Below are 16,531 nucleotides of genomic sequence, written 5' to 3'. Positions count from 1 at the left end.
TGTTACGCTTCACCCGTGCAGCCCCCAAAGAGCGCCAACTACTCCATGGCCGCGGTCTTTGCCGTCGCCGTCCTTATCGCCATCACGGCGGTGTGCGCAGTGTTTTTGCTGTTCGATGCCGTCATTCCCAACTGGTTTGTCATTGTCGCGCGGTGGATCCCCGCTCTCGTCGCGGCTGCGGTCCTTCTCGCCTTTCGTAAACGCGGGTTGTCCACCTGGTTCCGACTGCGCACGTCGTGGCGCACAGCGCTGGTAGGGAGCCTCGTTGCCGTGTGCGCTTTGCTCATCGCCTACGCCATTGCGGCGGGCAGCGTGATGCTCGGCGGAATCGGCGAACCCCAGCCCAGCGGTTTCTATCTGCAGGCGATACTGCTCATCGTCCCTTACGCCCTGATCTTTTCCCTGAGCACGCTTGGGGAGGAAGCCGCGTGGCGCGGTTTCCTCCACTCTTGTCTTTCCAGCCTCGGTTTTTGGGGTTTCGCCTCGGCCATCTCGTGCTTGTGGGTGATCTGGCACATTCCGCTCCACGCCACCATGGTGGCTCAGGGGACGCTGCCCGCAGACGCGGCGATAACGTCGACGCTCACCCTTTTCCCCTTGGGCCTTTTTCTGAGCGCCGTCTCCCACCGGTACGGGTCGGCGTGGCCGGCCGTTGTTGCCCACGCCGTTCCGCTTACCGCGTTGAACCTCATCGCGTTCCCCACGGGCCCTAGTCCCGTGGATTACTGGGTTATCGCTGGTGCCAGTTGCGTGACGCTCCTGGTAGCGACGCTCGTGCTCGCGCCCAGGGCGGCCGCGGAATAGACACGTTGCCAGCAGTCCATAATTCTGCCATTCTAAACTTATGGAAACCGCGATCACCGAGCACACCGCCGACCTCGAGCGGCGCGTTGCCGCACTCGAAGCCCGACTAGAACCCGAAAACCCGCAGCCCGCAGCCCTCGCTCTTATCGACTCCCTCAAGGCCAACACGGACCTCGTCGACGGCGCCGTCACCTTCGGCGGCGTCGTGGATACGGGAGGCCGCCACTACGAGTACGAGTGGACGCGCCCGACCCACTGGGTTACCGACAGCGAGTGGGAGGAAGAGATTTCCCGCCTGTCCGCCCTCGCCAACCCGCTTCGCGGAGAGATCATGCGTCGCCTCCTGACCTCCCCGGCCACGGTGACCGAGCTCGTCGAGGAGCACATCGCCAGCTCCCCCGGCACCGCCTACCACCACTTGAGCGCGCTCCAGGCCGCAGGCTGGGTAACCAAGCACGACGGCAGCTTCGCCATTCCCCCCGCCCGCGTCGTGCCACTGATGGCGATCATCACAGCGTGCGAGGCCCACTGATGAAGCCGTCGTCTGTGGCCGCTGGTGGCCTCGCCGCGATTGTCACGCTGGCTGTGATGATTCTCCTCGGGCCCCGCCCGATCACCTTGGGAGAAGAAACCACCGGAGACGCGTCCGTTTCCGACGCCCTGCGCACCCACGCCGACCCCGGGCACCACGAGCTCGCCGCGTTCTACCTCGGCAACGGCGGTGTGCGCTTCGGCGGTCTCGGCGCCGACGAGCACACCGAATTTGAGATCGGCTCCATCACCAAAACCTTCAACGCCGAGCTTCTGCGCCAGCAGATTGAGCGCGGCGATATCACCCTCGCAACAACAGTCGGCGAGCTTATCGACGTCCCCGGCACCCCGATCGCCGACGTCACCATGGAAGAGCTGGCCAACCACACCGCCGGGTTGAGCTCCGCGCCGTCCGAGCTACTCAGCAACCGCGTGGCCGTGGCGCTGACCAACGCCAACCCCTACCGCGACGCGACCGCCGACGACATCCTCTCCTACGCCGCTGAAGCCGAGCTTCATGACCGCGGCGAGCGCAACTACTCCAACTACGGCCACGCCCTGCTCGGGCAGCTGCTCGCCCGCAACGCGGACATGAGCTACGAAGAGCTGTTGCGCACCGCGATCTTCGAGCCCGCCGGCATGACGGAGACGCACCTGGCGACTTCCGGTTCAGGCGAGGACAGCTCGCGCGGACTCGGCTTGAGCGGCCGCCCGGCCGAGCCCTGGGACATGGACGGCTGGGCCCCGGCGGGCGCGATCCGCTCCACCCCGGCGGATATGGCGAAATACGCCCAGTGGGTCGCCGACCACGGCCGCCCGGAGTACGGGTGGAGCCACCGGGAGATCGGCGGGACCGAGTACACCTTCCACAACGGCGGGACCGGTGGCTTCAGGACCATGCTCGTGTGGTCCCCGGACCACGAAGCCGCCGTGTTCGTCGCTAACACCAGCAGCATGTGGGTCGACGAGCTCGCCGTGGACCTACTCGAAGACCTCGAAGGGACACAGCAGCAATGATTAGCTACCTACTCCTCGCCGTGTGCGCTGTAGCGCTGGCCATCGAAGCCGTCCGCGCGTGGCGCCGGCCCGAACTGTCGTTCAGCGGCCTGATCGGCCCCGTGATTACCGTGGCCGTTGTCCTGCTGCTCTCCCGGGCCATCGATTGGCACGAGGCCGTGCCGTTTTGGGTGTGGCCGGTATTGTCGCTGCTCGCAGCCGTAGCTGTCGGAATTGCCGTGAGCAAGTGCGTCGCTACGCAGGCGAGCCGGTTGCAAGCAACTGCTCAAACTGCGCCTCGTTGAGGATCGGCACGCCCAGCTCGCGGGCCTTGTCCTCCTTCGAGCCGGCGTTCTCGCCAACGACAACGTAGCTCGTCTTCTTCGACACGGAGCCAGCCGCCTTGCCGCCGCGGGCCAAAATCGCCTCCTTGGCTTCATCGCGCGAGAAGTTCTCCAGGGTTCCCGTCACCACGACGGTAAGCCCCTCGAGGGTCTGCGGAGCGGCGTCGGTGGTGTCGTCGACCATCCGCACACCGGCTTTGGCCCACTTGTCTACGATGTCGCGGTGCCACTGCTCCTCGAACCAGTCCTTGAAGGATCGCGCGATGACCAGGCCCACGCCGTCGGTGTCGGCGAGGTCGGTGATGGGGGCGTCGATAAGCGCCTGCATGGAGGTGTAGCGCGCGGCGAGCGCGCGGGCTGCGGTCGGCCCGACGTGGCGGATCGACAGGGCGACGAGCACGCGCCACAGCTCCCGCTCGCGCGCGGTGTCTAGGTTGGCCAGCAGCTTCTTACCTGCGGCGTTGACGTTGCCCGCCTTGGTGGTGTACGCGCTGGACTTCTTCAAGTCCTCCTCGGTGAGGTCGAACAGGTCGCCCTCGTCGACGAGGACGCCCGAGGCGATGAGGTCCTGGGCGCCCTTCTCCCCGAGCGCCTCGATGTCGAAGGCACCGCGGGACGCCAGGTACTTGAGCCGCTGCGACAGCTGCGCCGGGCAGGAGCGCGTGTTCGGGCAGCGCCAGTCCGCGTCGCCCTCCTTCGCCGGGGCGAGCTCCGTGCCGCACGCCGGGCAGTCCTTCGGGTAGATGAACTCGCGCTCGCTGCCGTCGCGTAGGTCCGCAACTGGGCCCAGCACCTCGGGGATGATCTCGCCGGCCTTGCGGATCACGACCGTGTCGCCGATGAGCACACCCTTGCGCTTGACCTCGTGCTGGTTGTGCAGCGTCGCCAGTGACACCGTGGAGCCGGAGACGAGCACCGGCTCCAGCACCGCGAACGGGGTGGCGCGGCCGGTGCGCCCAACCGAGACCTCGATGTCGAGGAGCTTCGTGGTCACCTCCTCCGGCGGGTACTTGTACGCGATCGCCCAGCGCGGCGCGCGCGAGGTCGCGCCCAGAGAACGCTGCGTAGCGACGGAGTCCACCTTGATCACCACCCCGTCCATCTCGTGGATCGCGTCGTGGCGATGCTCGGCCCAGTAGTTCACTGACTCCTGAACCTGCTCGGCCGTCTCGGCCCGGCGCGTGTACTCGGAGACCGGAAGGCCCCACTCGGCGAGCTTTTCGTAGGCCTCGAACTGGGTCTGCGGGGCAAAGCCCTCGCGCGCGCCGATGCCGTGGCAGATCATGCGCAGCTTACGCTTTTTCACGTCCTCGGGGTTTTTCTGGCGCAGCCCGCCCGCGGCGGTGTTGCGCGGGTTGGCGAACGGCTTGCCACCCTCGGCGATGCGCTGCTCGTTAAGCTCGGGGAAGTCCTCGGGGCGGATGAACACCTCGCCGCGGACTTCTAGCAGTTCGGGGAAGTCTCCAGTGAGGGTGTGCGGGATATCGGGGATGACTTTGGCGTTGGCGGTGATGTCCTCGCCGACGCGGCCGTCGCCACGCGTGGCGGCGCGAACCAGCTCGCCGTTTTCGTAAACCAAGTCGATCGACAACCCGTCGATTTTCAGCTCCGTCAGGTACGGCCCCGGCGTCTTGGCCAGCCAGTCGGCGAGCTCCTCCGCGGAGAACACGTTATCCAGGCTCATCATGCGTTCGAGGTGAGTGACGTCGGCAAACGCGCTGGAGACGGGAGCGCCGACTTCCTTGGTCGGCGACTCCGGCACGGCCAGCTCCGGGTGGGCCTCCTCGAAGGCGACGAGATTGTTGAACAGCTTGTCGAATTCAGCGTCGGAAATCACCGGCTGGCCGTTGTAGTACAGGTCGCGGTGGTGACGCACCTGGCTGGCAAGGTCGTCCCACTGGCGGTGCAGGTCTGCGGAAATGTCGCTCACAGTGCACCAGTCTAGAGTTAGTGGCATGGCATCGTTCGACGCATCCCGCATGCTCTCCTTTGACCTGGAGACAACCTCGGCCAACCCAGGCGAGGCACGCATCGTCACCTCCGCGCTCGTGCGTATCGACGGCCCCACCGTCACGTCCTCGGAGGAACTCGCCGACCCGGGCGTGGAGATCCCGGAAGAAGCAGCTGCCGTCCACGGCATCACCACCGAAAAGGCGCGCGCCGAGGGCCGCCCGCACGACGAGGTGCTCGACGAAACGGTCGCCGCGATCCGCAAAGGCTGGGAGGACGGGCTCACCCTCGTGGTGTTCAACGCTCCCTACGACCTGACTGTGCTGCGGCACCTGACCGGCACTTTTACCGTCGACGGCCCCGTGTACGACCCGCTCGTGATCGACCGAGCCAAAGACCGCTACCGCAAAGGCAAGCGCAACCTCGGTGCGCTCAGCGAGTTCTACGGCGTGCGCCTCGACAACGCCCACGAAGCCACCTCCGACGCCACCGCCGCCGCCCGCATCGCCTGGAAGCAGGTACGCATGTGGCCCGAGCTTGCCAAAATGTCCTTCGGCGAGCTCATGGAGTACCAGGCCGTGCAGTACTACACGTCCAACAGCGAGCTGAAGACGTACTTTGAGTCCCGCGGGCGCGATGCGTCCGGGGTGACGCTGAGCTGGCCGATGGAGGGTTAGGGGGCGGGTCCGGCTGGGTTGGGGTCTGCGCGGATTGTACTGCTCGGTTTGCGGACCGGAGCTGGTCTGCTCGTCTGGGTGACTGCGCGGTTTGTACTGCGCAGTTTACGGATCGGAGCGACCCGCGACCAGGGACTTTGTGGGCGCGGTTCGCTAAATTGCGCAGTCCATACTGCGCGGACGGGGCTGGTCGGCTCGTCTGGGCGACTGCGCGGTTTGTACTGCGCAATTTACGGATCGGGGCAACTCGCGACCTGGGACTTTACAACCACCCCCGCGCCAAATTGCGCAGTCCAAACTACGCGGACGCAAGCGCCCTACCCAACAAACCAACCGCGCAACGAATGAACCCCGCCAAACTACGCAGACCCCGAATCAGCGCAGCCCCTCCCACATCTCGCGCGCCTCGCGGTAGTTTGCCGCTGCATCGCTAAGCGTCCCAGCCGGCCGCGCCCACACGTCGAGGCCCACCGCAGCCGGGTCGATCTGCAGCTCATCGAGGAACCGCAACACTCGCTTCGGTTCCTCCGGCGCGATCGCGAGCCGCGTCCCGTTCTCAAGAAGCGCCGCCACCCGGTCCTTCCCCGCAGCGTCGAGCGCCGCAACATCGACCGTCAGCCAGTCGGCGTCAACGAGCGCGGTGGTGTGCAGCAGGTGGGCGTCGAAAAGCGAAAGGCGCTCATGCGGCTCGGGCACCGCACGGATGGTTTCGAAGTCGGTCGCGCCCGGCAGCCGCCCCTGCATGACGTCGGGGAGCGCGGGCTCGTCGAGCTGCAGGATCGTGCGCGCGCCAAACCGCTTCTCGACGTCCGCCCGATGCGCCCCGATAGCCTCACGCAGCGCATCCGTCACATCGCGCAGCGCCCCGGGGTCCGTGATCATCCGGTGCCCATTGGCCATTTCGATGCGCGCGGCGAGCGTCCACGGGCCGACGAGCTGGACCTTGACCTCGCTGACCTGGCCCGCCCAGACCTCCTCGAGAACGTCGAGGTCGCGGGCCATCTGGTCCTTGGCGGCGCGGTGCTGGGTGGCCACGCGCCACGAGCGCGGCCCGCGGTCGATCGGGATGTCTAACAGCGCGGCAGTGCGCCCAATGAGGTCGGAGCCCAGGCCGCGGTCCGGCAGTTGCGGGATGTGCGGCGTGGGGCTCTCCCCCACCACGATCTCGGCGGCCTTAACTAGGTCAGTGCCGGGCAACTCTCCTAGGCCAAATGCAGTCATGATTACGCCGTCGCGCAGATCGTCCCGGAGCCGAGCACCACATCACCCAAGCCGTCGGGGTCGGGCAGGTACAAAACCGCAGCCTGGCCGCGCGCCACGCCCTCGAGCGGCGAGTGCAGCTCAAGTGCCATCTCGTTGCCCTCGACACGCGCGGTGCAGCCGACGACCCCGCCGTGGGCGCGGATCTGCACGTTGGCCTCGAACTCGCCGTGCATCGACGGATGCAGGACCTTGAGCCGATCGGCGCGGATCTCGCGCACCTGCAGCGCCTCGCGCGGGCCGACGGTGACCACGCCGGTGGCGGCGTCGATGTCGGTGACGTAGCGAGGCTGGCCGTCGGCCGCTGGAACGCGTAAGTTGAGCCCGCGGCGCTGACCGATGGTGTACTGGAACGCGCCGTCGTGTTCCTTCAGCTGCGTGCCGTCAACGTCGACCACCATCCCGGGGCGCATGCCGATCGAGCGGCCCAGGAACGCCTGCGTGTTGCCGTCCGGGATGAAGCAGATGTCGTAGGAATCAGGCTTCGAGGCCGTTGAAAACCCGTGGCGCTTGGCCTCCTCGCGGATCTGGGGCTTTTCGGTATCGCCGACGGGGAAGACGCAGCGGTCGAGCTCGGCGCGGGTGAGCACGCCGAGGACGTAGGACTGGTCCTTGAGCGGGTCGACGGAGCGTCGTAAATTGCCCTCGTCGTCGACGATGGCGTAGTGGCCCGTGGCCACGGCGTCGAAGCCCAGCGCGAGCGCCCGGTCGAGCAGGGCGGCGAACTTGATCTTCTCGTTGCAGCGCAGGCACGGGTTGGGGGTTTCGCCGTTTTCGTAGGACCAGACGAAGTTGTCAATCACGTCGGCCTTGAAGCGGTCGGAAAAGTCCCACACGTAAAACGGGATGCCCAGCTTGTCGCAGACCCGGCGCGCGTCGGCGGAATCCTCCAGCGAGCAGCAGCCGCGCGCGGATTCGCGGGTAGCCTGGGGGTCGCGCGACAGAGCGAGGTGGACGCCGACGACGTCGTGTCCGGCGTCGACAAGCCGGGCAGCCGCCACCGAACTATCGACGCCGCCACTCATCGCTGCCAAGACCCGCATGAGCGGCAGTGTACCCTCGCGAGGCATGTCCCCAAAAAGCGAGAGTTACGAGATCGACAGCGGCGTCGCCGAGGTGATCCACGAGCACGACGGCTCGCTCACGCTGCTGGTCAACGGCGTTCCCAGCTCGTCGATCGTGCCGGGCGAGCCGGAGCGGCTTGATTTCGAGTACATGCGCTGGATCGCGGACTTCCTGGATTCGGTCAAGCGCTGGGACAAGCCGAGGCTGACCCACCTCGGCGGGGCGGGCTGCTCCCTGCCCCGCTACTTCGCGCACGCCTGGCCCGGCAGCCGCAACACCGTCGTCGAGATCGACAGCGAGTTGGCCGTTTTAGCCCGCGAGCTTTTCGACGTCCCCCGCGCCCCGGCCGTCAAGATCCGCGTCGGCGACGCGCGGGAGGAAACGGACGGGTTCAAACCGGCCACGCGCGACGTGATCATCCGCGACGTGTTTTCCTCGGCCACCACGCCGCGGCAGCTGACCACGGTGGAGTTCTTTTCGGCGGCGCGGGCGTCGTTAAGCGAGCGCGGTATCTACGTTGCCAACTGCGGCTCGCACGCCGACCTAACGGAGGCGAAAGAGGAGCTCGCGGGCATGGCCGAGGTCTGGCCGCACATCGCCGCGATCGCCGACCCCCCGATGCTAAAGGGGCGGCGCTACGGAAACATCGTGCTCATAGGCAGCAACGAGCCGCTCGAGGCCTCGCCGGAACTGACACGTGACCTGCTCAAGGGCGCGGTGCCGGCGCACTTTAAGGGTGAGCGGTGGACGCGGGCGCTGGCGACTTCTCCGCGGCACGATCCGCGGCACGATCCGCTCCCCGACTCGCCAGGAACTCCTTGACCACCCCGGCATAGTCGCTGGCGCGCATCGTGGGCAGGTAGCAGTTGACCACCGCCAGCGCGATGGAGCCGAGTGCGAGCTCGTCGTCGTAGGCGAGGTACCAGCCGGAGTGCGTCGGGTGGAACTTGTACTTCGACGCCGCAAGGGAGCGGAAGCCGTAGAGCGGCTCGATGCTCGCCCCGGCCTTGTCCAGGATGACCTCGAGCACGGACTCGGGCTCGCCCGTGCGCGCCAGCGGGGCGCCGGAGAGCGACACCCACTGCAGCCCCTCGTCGCTAGCGACCTGGGCAGCCTCGGCCAGGAGGAACTCGATGGTGGGGCGGAACCCTGCCGGGCCGCGGCGCATGAAGTCCAGGGTGTAGCCGACGTGCTCGCCGCCCTCGTACACGGGAAGCCAGCTGGTCACGCCGTGCAGGCGGCCGTCGTCGCCGAGCGCGAGGAGCAGCATCGTGCCGTCGACGGAGAGCTCGTCAACGCTGCCGAGGGTAAAGCCCATCTCCGGCAGCGCCTTGTCCGACATCCACTGCTCGGACAGGGCGACAACCTTCTCGCGGGTCTCCACGTCGAGCTGCGCCCAGCTCGACCACAGCGCGCTCACCCCCTCCTTGCCGGCGCGGTTGCGGGCGGTGCGGATGTTCTGGAACTTCTTGCCCTTGAACTCCAGGTTGTCCGCGTACAGCAGCGACTCTTCCGCGACGTGAATCGTGCGGAAACCGGCGCGCGCGAAATCTTCCGACACCGAGTACCAGGCCACGCGCCACCCCTGCTCCGCGGCGTAGGCCTCGAACGCGTCGGCGACGTCGTCACGGGTCGAGCCCTCCGTGAACACCGGCTCGCCCAGGATGACGGCGACGTTGTTGGAGATGCGGTAGGCCACGTACCCGGTCCCGCGGTCGGCGAAGAAGTACCTGTTGCCCTCCCACAGGCCCATCCACGCGAGGTGGTCGCCGGTGCCGCGCATCAGGATTTCCTTGGCGTGGCCGCGCTCGCTCTCGGCCGCCTGCGACGGCACCGACGTCAGCGCGCGGTGCAGGAAGTAGATCGCCGCGGCCCAAAAGGCAATTCCGACCCACTCGTAGAGCAACCACGACAACGCGCTCTGCGGAATCACGTAGGGCGGCCAGAACATCGCGATGACCGGCGGCATGAAGCGCAGCGGTGTTTCCAGGAGCACATCGCGTAACGACGCCCTTTCCACGAACCCGGGATTGGCCATCGCGCCCACAACCCAGATCGACGCGCACACAGCGAGCGCCGCCAAGGTTCCAACCAGCGCAGGGCGCCACTGCGAGCGCACGCCGAAACGCGACCGCGTCACGATCAACACCGCGAGCACGACTAGCCACGGCAGGACCACGAGTGCGACGTTAAACGCCAGCAGGAAGGAGTCGACCCACCCGACCAGCTGCACGAGGATCACAGCGAGGCTGACCAGGGTGCTGACCACGGCGAAGATCCAGGCGAGGCAGCGGCCACGGCGAAGCCCGAGCGCCACCACAAGCGAGGCGACCAGCGGGGCGATGTTGAGCAGGAGCGGCCCGAGGCCGCTTTGCTGGTTGATCTGCAGCGCTTCCTGGCAGGTCGCGGAGTTCGCGTCGACGCAGCGCAGGAGGACCTCGTGGGCGGCCACGGCGGGTTCCCACATCAGTTGGCTGACGTCCGCAAACGGCCCGTGGGCCGCGGGGTTGAAAGCAACGAGCACCGGCCCCAACGACACCGCCGCAAAAAGCACGGCGACGAGTATGCGAGATTCACGAACCGAGGCACGCCGGCGGTCGATCTCAGCGCCGATAACTAGGTGCCCCGCCACGCAGCCGATCAGGACCGCGCTGAAAGCGACTACTGCGTTGAGGGAGCCGTCGTAAAGCACAAGCGTGGCTGTCAGAGCGATGAGTACCAGGCGCACGCGCCGGCGCCACATCACCCCCATCGACGAGGTGGTGAACGCGAGCGAGCCGAAGATCCACGCAGCGGGCGAGAGATAAGTTTCGCTGACCAAGTCTCCACCCCACTGGTTAAAGCCCGCCCGCTCGACGATGATGGCCGCGACCGCGCCCGTCGGCACCGCCACGGCGTGCGACGCAATCGCCGCCACGGCGAAGCACCGCGTGGTCAGCAGGACCTCGGCGGGTACCGCGAAGACCAGCACCGCGAGAGACGAGTACACCATCCCGGCAACGTGTGAACTGGTCAGCCCCGCGGTGAGCAGGGAGGCGATGTGCTCCTCCCCCGCCAACCCGTAGCCGAGGACGTCGCGGCCGCGGGAACCGAACACGGCGAAGAGAGCCCACATGACAACGAGCATGGACAGGCTCGCCGGGACCCTGGCCGCGAGAGTTCTTACCCTTTTCATTTCAACCCACCCCTTTCGGCGACGAAGTCGAGGTTGTCCCGAAACGCCACGCGCCACACCTGGTAGCTGTGTGAGCCGGGCACCGTGTCGTAGGTGGTGTCCATGCCCGCGGCGCGGGCAAGGTCGTTGAGGTGCGACAATGCGGCGGTCGACATCTCGTCATCCTCGCCGGCGACGAAGCGCCCCACGATCCCATCGTAGTAAGAGGTGCCGCGTGCCTTGTCCAACAGCGTGGCCGCGTTGACTTTCTGGAACGCCTCCTCGCTGCCGCCGAAGATCTCCTGCACCGTCTCTGCGTGGCTGCCCACGTTCGGCTCAGCTTCACCGGAGAAGTCCAGAACCGAGCCGTACGCCTCGGGGTGGTTGGTGATCACCTGCATCGCGCAGGTCCCGCCGTAGCTCAACCCCCCGACCGTCCACCTAGACTGGTCGTCGTTGACGTCGAAGTTCGCCTTGATCATCTCCGGAACCTGTGTGGAGATATAAGTGAGTACCTTGTGCTCCGGGCCGTCAGAGCACGCGGGGTTACCCGTTTCTGACCCCGTGGCATCGACGCTGACCACCACGGGAGCCTCCCCGTTGTGCCGGGACTGGAAATCATCCAGCGACTGGGCGGCATCGCCCTTGGTAAACCAGTCCATCGGGCTGCCCGGGCTGCCCGCCGTGATCACGAGCACGGGCAGGTCGTGGTTTCTCCAGTAGGCGGGCGGAACGTACGCCACCGCGTCGCGCATCGGCGCCGCGGACAACGTCACCAGGGCGCCCACCTCACGGCCGTGGTCCTTCGGCGGAGATTTCATGGACGTGAACTGGTGCGCATCCACGCTCGCCGCCACGGGGACGGGGTAGAACGACCCGACCGACGGGTACTCCTGGTACACGAGGTTGGACACCAGGTAGGCGTTGGCGAGCGCGGCGTGGACATGATCGCGCCGACTCACGGTGCCCGGGGAACGGGTGCGATCGACAACTCGGCTGAGGATGTCGCCCGAACCGTCCTGGAGCTGCCCGATACAGTCACGCGGGTCGACATCGTCGGCCACTCCAGCGGGGGTCTTATCGCCCTTCGCTCGCTTGACGACGAGCGCGTGCGGCAGCGCGTGAGCACCCTGGTGGGCCTGGGCGCCGCGTGGCGCGGCACCGACCACCGCGCCTGGTACCGCCCCGACTGGCTAGTCGGGCCCATTCTCGGACAATCCTTTACCGAACTCGAGGACGTCGGCGAGCCAGTTGTGCCGCGCGGAGTGGACATCGTCTCGCTGGTTTCGGACGCCGACTCGGTGGTTCCGGCGTCGTCCGCGCGGCTCGGGCGCGTTGTGGAGATCTCCGGGGTGCCGCACACACAATTGCCCGGATGCACCACCGAGGTGCTCCGGGCATTGGGGCTGTAGGGCCGTGCGCTACTTCTGCGCGTTGTTGAGCAAAATGAGCAGGTCGCCTACGGAGTAGTCGCCGACCATCATCGCGCGCAGGTCACCGACGGGCAGCTTGCCCTCCGCAGCCAATCCCTGGACCGCAGAGGCGATATTCGAGGCGTCGTCCGGGTTGAACCCGAACTGCGCGGCGGCGTCCGCGATCTGCGGCTGGTTCAGGATTCCCGTGGCCAGGCCCAGGATGGACACCACCAGGGCAGTGTTGTCCTGGCCCAGGACCTCAAGCTCGCCGGATTCGGGAACCTGGAAGGACTCGAGGACTCCCCCGCCGGCGCTGTAGTTGCCCGCGGAGAACGCGCCGAGGTCGGAGCCGGAACCGTTGAACACGTTGAGGTCGACCGGAGTGCTCACGCCGGGGACGCGGCCGGAATCGGAGCGCTGCCAAAATGAGATTTTGTCCCAGCCGCCGACGGGGCGCGGCGCCTGGTTTTGGTACGCGGCGAGCCACAACGGGTAGCCGGTAAATGCAGAGGTGTCGTTCATGCGCTCGTACCAGAAGTAACGGTAGGTGTAAATCATCGGCTTCGTGCCAGTGGAGCGCTCGAGCTCGGTGAGGAAGGTGCCCGTCCACGCGGCCAGCGCGGTTGGCGACAGTCCCTCGTCGACCTCGAGGTCAAGCACCGGGGGCAGGCTAAGGGCCGGGCCCTTGCTGATCACGTCGGCGAAATGCTTCGCCTGGGCTATCGGGTCCTCGGCGGGGCGGGCGTAGTGGTACGCGCCGACCTTCAGTCCGGCTGCGGCCGCGGCGTTGGCGTCCTCGTCGTAGAACTCGTTTTTCCAGCCGTTTCCTTCGGTGGCTTTGACAAAGGCGAACTGCTGGCCGCCCGGGCCGGCGACGCTGCGCCAGTCGATGGGCTCGCCGCCGGGGCGTTGGTGGCCCGCGACGTCGACGCCCTGGACGACGCCGGGGATGTTCTGCGCGCTGGCGCCGGTACGCATCGTTGGGCTAAACGGGACGGCGACGGCGAGCACCACGGTCAGTGCGGCCGCGGTGAGCGCAGCAAGGACGGGCGTGAGTCTGCGGGAAGCGTGCATGTCCCGCACCATACCGGAGTTCAACCACACAAGTACCACATGACACGCGAACAACAATTAAAACATCAGAGCGCACCAGCCACACGCGCCCGCTCAACCACATTCGCTATCTCGCGCACCACCTTTTCCACGTCGTACGCCGTCGTGGTCCTGCCGAGGCTCAACCGCAGCGCCCCCGCCGCATCAACCGGCGGCACCCCCATCGCCTCGAGCACGTGGCTGGCGCGGTTGACACCCGCCGCGCACGCCGACCCCGTCGACGCCTCGATCCCGCGGGCGTCGAGAAGCATGATCAACGCGTCCCCGTTCGCGCCCGGGAACAGGAAATGCGCGTGACTATCGAGCACCGCAGACGTCGTGGTCAGCCGCGCGTCGGGTACCGCCGCCAGCACCCCGCGCACGAGCTCATCGCGTAACGACGCCTCCCGTACCCGCTCTGACTCCATCTCAGCCACAGCCTCCCGCAGCGCCACGGCCGTCGCGACTGCCGAGGCCACATCGACTGTGCCAGGGCGCAACCCCCGCTCCTGACCGCCGCCGGTGAGCGTGGCAGCGGGCGCCGGCGAGCGGCGGGCCAGCAGAATGCCCATGCCCCGCGGCCCGCCGAACTTGTGGGCGCTGGCGGCGAGCGTTGTCATGCCGAGCTCATGGAAATCCACAGGCTGTTTCCCCACGACCTGGACCGCGTCGACGTGCAGCGGCGTGCCCGCGGACGCCGCTCGCGCCACTGCCTGCGCCACCGGCTGGATCGCACCCGTTTCGTTGTTCGCCCACATCAGCGCCGCCACCGCCGCCGGGGCGTCGAGGGCCCCGAGGTCGTTGACAACGCCCGCCGTATTCACTGGCAGCCACTGCGCCTTGGCACCTTCAGTCACGGCGAGGGACTTGACCGTCTCCAACACCGCCGGGTGCTCGATGGGGCTGGCGACGATGCGCTCGTTGGCGCAGGCCCGAAAGAGCCCGCGTACCGCGATGTTGTTGGCCTCGGTGCCCGAGCCGGTGAAAACCACCTCGACGGGGTCGGCCCCGAGCGCTTCGGCGATGTCCTCGCGCGCCTGCGCCAGCACCGCGGACGCCTCGCGCCCCGAACGGTATTGCCCGCCGGGGTTGAGCTGGGCAGAGTATTCAACCCAGGCATCAATGGCGCACTGGCGCATCGGCGTGGTCGCGGCGTGGTCGAAGTATGCCATGCGCCTAGCTTATCGACGCTCCGGTGACGCTTCACCCGAAACTCAGACGCATCAACATAGGCCGAGTTTCGGTGGAACACATCCATGTTGACCCGTCTGGGTTTAGGCGGAAGGCCGCTGCCCCCACTGGCGTGCCTCGCACACGTACGCCACCGCGCTCTTGCCCACGCGCGCAATCACGACCCCCATCTGCCGGCCACCCTTGAGCTTGAGTCGGCCGCGCAGCTGGTCGGGGTCAACGTCGACGCCTCGCACGAGGATTTCTACCCCGCCGGCGCCGTAGCCGGACAGTGCGGCCTTAAGCTGGCGCACCGGCACCGCGTCGAGCACCCGGAAACCGCTGTATCCGGGAGGGATACGATCCCCGCTCAGGAACGCGATGTGCTCATCGAGCATCCGCAACCCGTAGCGCGCACCCCAGTGGCGCACCAGACCGGCGCGGATGATCGCCCCGTCCGGCTCGATGACGAAGGCTCCCGGCGCGCCCACCGGCACGTCATCGGATTCACCCGAGGTCACGGTCTCGCTGAACCCATCGCTGCGCAACACAACTGCCTCGCGCGTGTGCCCGCCCGCGAGCCCAGGCGTGTACAGGCACGCCTCTTTCACGGCCCCGTCGACGGAAACCACGCTCACCAGACCCTCCCAGGCGGAGTAGTCGATACCCGGCGCGCACTTGACCGCCATCTCGGACCCCTGGTAGACGTCCAGCAACTCCGGCAGCGGGGGCACGAGCTGCGCGGGGTCGGTGATTCTGCGGCCCCCGGCGCGCCTGGCTGGGTCGGCGACGATGACCGCGCCGCGGGCGACGGGCGCCAGAGCGTCCGCCCGCGCGAGCCACGCACCTGCGCCGAGGTTGTAGCGCGCCATCGACAGGCGCACGGGGTCGATGTCCGAACCGAGCCAGTCCATTCCCGCGAAGGCCGGTGCTTCGGTGCCCACGGAGCAGGTCACGTCGTGAACCACACGAGCCCCGCTGTCCGCGATGCGTTGCGCGCGCACGTTCGCCACCGGCGCCGGTGTTGCCTGCTGGGCCGCGTCAAGGTCCGTCAGCCAGCCCGCGGGTAGCTTGCCGGCGGCCGACCGGCGTGCGCCGATCAGCTCCATCACGGCGCGTGCGTTGTCGCCGAAGCGCGATGCGAGCAGGGCACGGTCCCCGAACACCGATGCCTTGGTCAGTGCGACCTCGGCGGCGATCTCATCGATCTCGTCCGCGTGGGCGGCAAGAAAAGCGACCTCGGTCAGGTTAAAGCTCAAAGGGTCTCCCGATGCGGTCTTCCGGGCGCAGTGTGAAAAATTCCGCGTACCGCGGGTTGCTGATCGCGTCGTCGGTAATCGGCGTCATGTCCGCGCCTTTCGCCGCCTCCCACAGGGACTGGGAGGTGTCAAAGTTGGACAGGTCGAGGATCTGCGCCCACGTCGACGGGGCGAAGCGCACGAGCCCGGCGCGCCAGCCATCGAGAAGCAGGCCCGGCGGAAACCAGTTCGCGTCGTCGGCTTCCTCGGTCGCGCCATCTGGTTCCTGGCCCTCGGGCAACTGAGCCAGCCACGTGAACGTGTCGAACTTCGTACCGCGTTCGGAACGGCCGACCCAGCGCGCGTACGGCGCGACAAGGTCTACGGGAACGCGAAACTGGTTGTCGCGCAGAACGTCCGTCAGCGACAACTCGTGAGATTCCAGGCGCAGACGCTGGCTGTGGAAGGGGCGCGCGTCGACAGGCAGAGCACCGTGCTTGTCGACGGCCAACAGCGTGCCCGTTTCCTCGAACAGCTCCCGCACGGCTGAAAACAGCAGCGCGTGCGCAGTTTCAGCGCTGACCTGCAGCTGACGGCCCAGCGACTCGGCGGAGCGGCCCTGCAACAAATCTTCCGCCCCCGCTCGCGACGGGAAGTCGCGGCTGTCCACCCCGCCGCCGGGAAACACGGTCATGCCCGGGTAATTGGGCATGGACATCACGCGCTCAAACACCCACACCTCGAGGCCACTAGCCCCGTCGCGGGTCAGGATGACCGTGCTGGCGAGGCGCGCGTCATTGACACTGACCACAGCACATCACCTCCTTCCCGGCAT

At 67.3% G+C, this 16,531-nt stretch carries 16 protein-coding genes; 7 read left to right on the top strand and 9 right to left on the bottom strand.

Going from position 1 to position 16,531, the window contains the following annotated elements; all coding sequences use genetic code 11:
• The first annotated feature begins 15 nt into the window (after positions 1 to 15).
• The 4 genes from RIU96_RS07350 to RIU96_RS07335 are packed head-to-tail and all read left to right on the top strand — an operon-like array spanning position 16 to position 2,636.
• Positions 16 to 804 (top strand): CPBP family intramembrane glutamic endopeptidase, encoded by a 789-nt coding sequence (locus RIU96_RS07350; protein ID WP_144778813.1) that lies wholly within the window; start codon positions 16 to 18, stop codon positions 802 to 804.
• A 40-nt stretch (positions 805 to 844) separates the two neighbouring features.
• A complete protein-coding gene (locus RIU96_RS07345; RefSeq protein ID WP_136653556.1) occupies positions 845 to 1,336 on the top strand; it encodes a winged helix-turn-helix domain-containing protein in 492 nt (163 codons plus the stop codon).
• Positions 1,336 to 2,352 carry a serine hydrolase domain-containing protein gene (locus tag RIU96_RS07340; RefSeq protein ID WP_136653557.1) on the top strand — a complete coding sequence of 339 codons (1,017 nt, stop codon included), beginning with the start codon at positions 1,336 to 1,338 and terminating at the stop codon, positions 2,350 to 2,352. Before RIU96_RS07345 ends, RIU96_RS07340 begins: the two co-directional genes overlap by 1 nt.
• Positions 2,349 to 2,636, top strand: a complete 288-nt coding sequence (locus RIU96_RS07335) for a hypothetical protein (protein WP_144742035.1) — start codon at positions 2,349 to 2,351, stop codon at positions 2,634 to 2,636. The genes RIU96_RS07340 and RIU96_RS07335 overlap by 4 nt, the downstream gene beginning before the upstream one ends.
• On the opposite strand, the gene ligA is transcribed toward RIU96_RS07335, so the two are convergent.
• Positions 2,587 to 4,605: an NAD-dependent DNA ligase LigA gene (gene ligA, locus RIU96_RS07330; RefSeq protein ID WP_136653559.1), complete on the bottom strand. Its 2,019-nt coding sequence runs from the start codon at positions 4,603 to 4,605 to the stop codon at positions 2,587 to 2,589. The two genes, RIU96_RS07335 and ligA, sit on opposite strands and share 50 nt — an antisense overlap.
• A 25-nt stretch (positions 4,606 to 4,630) precedes the next feature.
• Between ligA and RIU96_RS07325 the strand changes: the two genes are divergently transcribed.
• Positions 4,631 to 5,302, top strand: coding sequence for a 3'-5' exonuclease (locus tag RIU96_RS07325; protein ID WP_259790418.1), 672 nt, complete (start codon positions 4,631 to 4,633; stop codon positions 5,300 to 5,302).
• Positions 5,303 to 5,677: 375 nt separating this feature from the next.
• Here RIU96_RS07325 and RIU96_RS07320 read toward each other — a convergent pair whose 3' ends face one another.
• Together RIU96_RS07320 and mnmA are read right to left on the bottom strand one after the other, a co-directional pair.
• Positions 5,678 to 6,523 carry a uroporphyrinogen decarboxylase/cobalamine-independent methonine synthase family protein gene (locus tag RIU96_RS07320; protein ID WP_136653563.1) on the bottom strand — a complete coding sequence of 282 codons (846 nt, stop codon included), beginning with the start codon at positions 6,521 to 6,523 and terminating at the stop codon, positions 5,678 to 5,680.
• Positions 6,524 to 6,525: 2 nt separating this feature from the next.
• Complete coding sequence (gene mnmA / locus RIU96_RS07315) at positions 6,526 to 7,605, bottom strand: tRNA 2-thiouridine(34) synthase MnmA (RefSeq protein ID WP_259790421.1); 1,080 nt, start codon at positions 7,603 to 7,605, stop codon at positions 6,526 to 6,528.
• 25 nt (positions 7,606 to 7,630) lie between these two features.
• On the opposite strand from mnmA, the gene RIU96_RS07310 reads away from it, so the two are divergent.
• Positions 7,631 to 8,449, top strand: coding sequence for a spermidine synthase (locus tag RIU96_RS07310; RefSeq protein ID WP_186309894.1), 819 nt, complete (start codon positions 7,631 to 7,633; stop codon positions 8,447 to 8,449).
• Here RIU96_RS07310 and RIU96_RS07305 read toward each other — a convergent pair.
• Both RIU96_RS07305 and RIU96_RS07300 read right to left on the bottom strand, forming a co-directional pair.
• Positions 8,358 to 10,802, bottom strand: coding sequence for an MprF family protein (locus tag RIU96_RS07305; RefSeq protein WP_301717251.1), 2,445 nt, complete (start codon positions 10,800 to 10,802; stop codon positions 8,358 to 8,360). The genes RIU96_RS07310 and RIU96_RS07305 overlap by 92 nt on opposite strands.
• Positions 10,799 to 11,743 (bottom strand): alpha/beta hydrolase, encoded by a 945-nt coding sequence (locus tag RIU96_RS07300; RefSeq protein ID WP_259792858.1) that lies wholly within the window; start codon positions 11,741 to 11,743, stop codon positions 10,799 to 10,801. The genes RIU96_RS07305 and RIU96_RS07300 overlap by 4 nt, the downstream gene beginning before the upstream one ends.
• Here RIU96_RS07300 and RIU96_RS07295 point away from each other — a divergent pair.
• Positions 11,726 to 12,193: an alpha/beta hydrolase gene (locus RIU96_RS07295; protein ID WP_258562550.1), complete on the top strand. Its 468-nt coding sequence runs from the start codon at positions 11,726 to 11,728 to the stop codon at positions 12,191 to 12,193. The two genes, RIU96_RS07300 and RIU96_RS07295, sit on opposite strands and share 18 nt — an antisense overlap.
• Before the next feature lie 9 nt (positions 12,194 to 12,202).
• Here RIU96_RS07295 and RIU96_RS07290 read toward each other — a convergent pair whose 3' ends face one another.
• From RIU96_RS07290 to RIU96_RS07275, 4 genes are all read right to left on the bottom strand, one after another.
• On the bottom strand, positions 12,203 to 13,270 hold the full coding sequence (locus RIU96_RS07290) for a glycoside hydrolase family 25 protein (RefSeq protein WP_144742023.1): 1,068 nt from the start codon (positions 13,268 to 13,270) through the stop codon (positions 12,203 to 12,205).
• Between the two features lie 65 nt (positions 13,271 to 13,335).
• Positions 13,336 to 14,460: a cysteine desulfurase family protein gene (locus RIU96_RS07285; protein ID WP_136653575.1), complete on the bottom strand. Its 1,125-nt coding sequence runs from the start codon at positions 14,458 to 14,460 to the stop codon at positions 13,336 to 13,338.
• Between the two features lie 102 nt (positions 14,461 to 14,562).
• Entirely contained in the window at positions 14,563 to 15,717 is a 1,155-nt protein-coding gene (locus RIU96_RS07280) for a THUMP-like domain-containing protein (protein ID WP_136653577.1), read from the bottom strand.
• Complete coding sequence (locus RIU96_RS07275; protein ID WP_136653579.1) at positions 15,707 to 16,507, bottom strand: NUDIX hydrolase; 801 nt, start codon at positions 16,505 to 16,507, stop codon at positions 15,707 to 15,709. Before RIU96_RS07275 ends, RIU96_RS07280 begins: the two co-directional genes overlap by 11 nt.
• Positions 16,508 to 16,531 lie beyond the last annotated feature (24 nt).

Origin of the sequence: Corynebacterium sp. Z-1, assembly GCF_031844665.1 — a bacterium.
Taxonomy (GTDB): Bacteria; Actinomycetota; Actinomycetes; order Mycobacteriales; family Mycobacteriaceae; genus Corynebacterium; species Corynebacterium sanguinis.
This window is presented reverse-complemented; position numbering and strand designations above follow the sequence as displayed.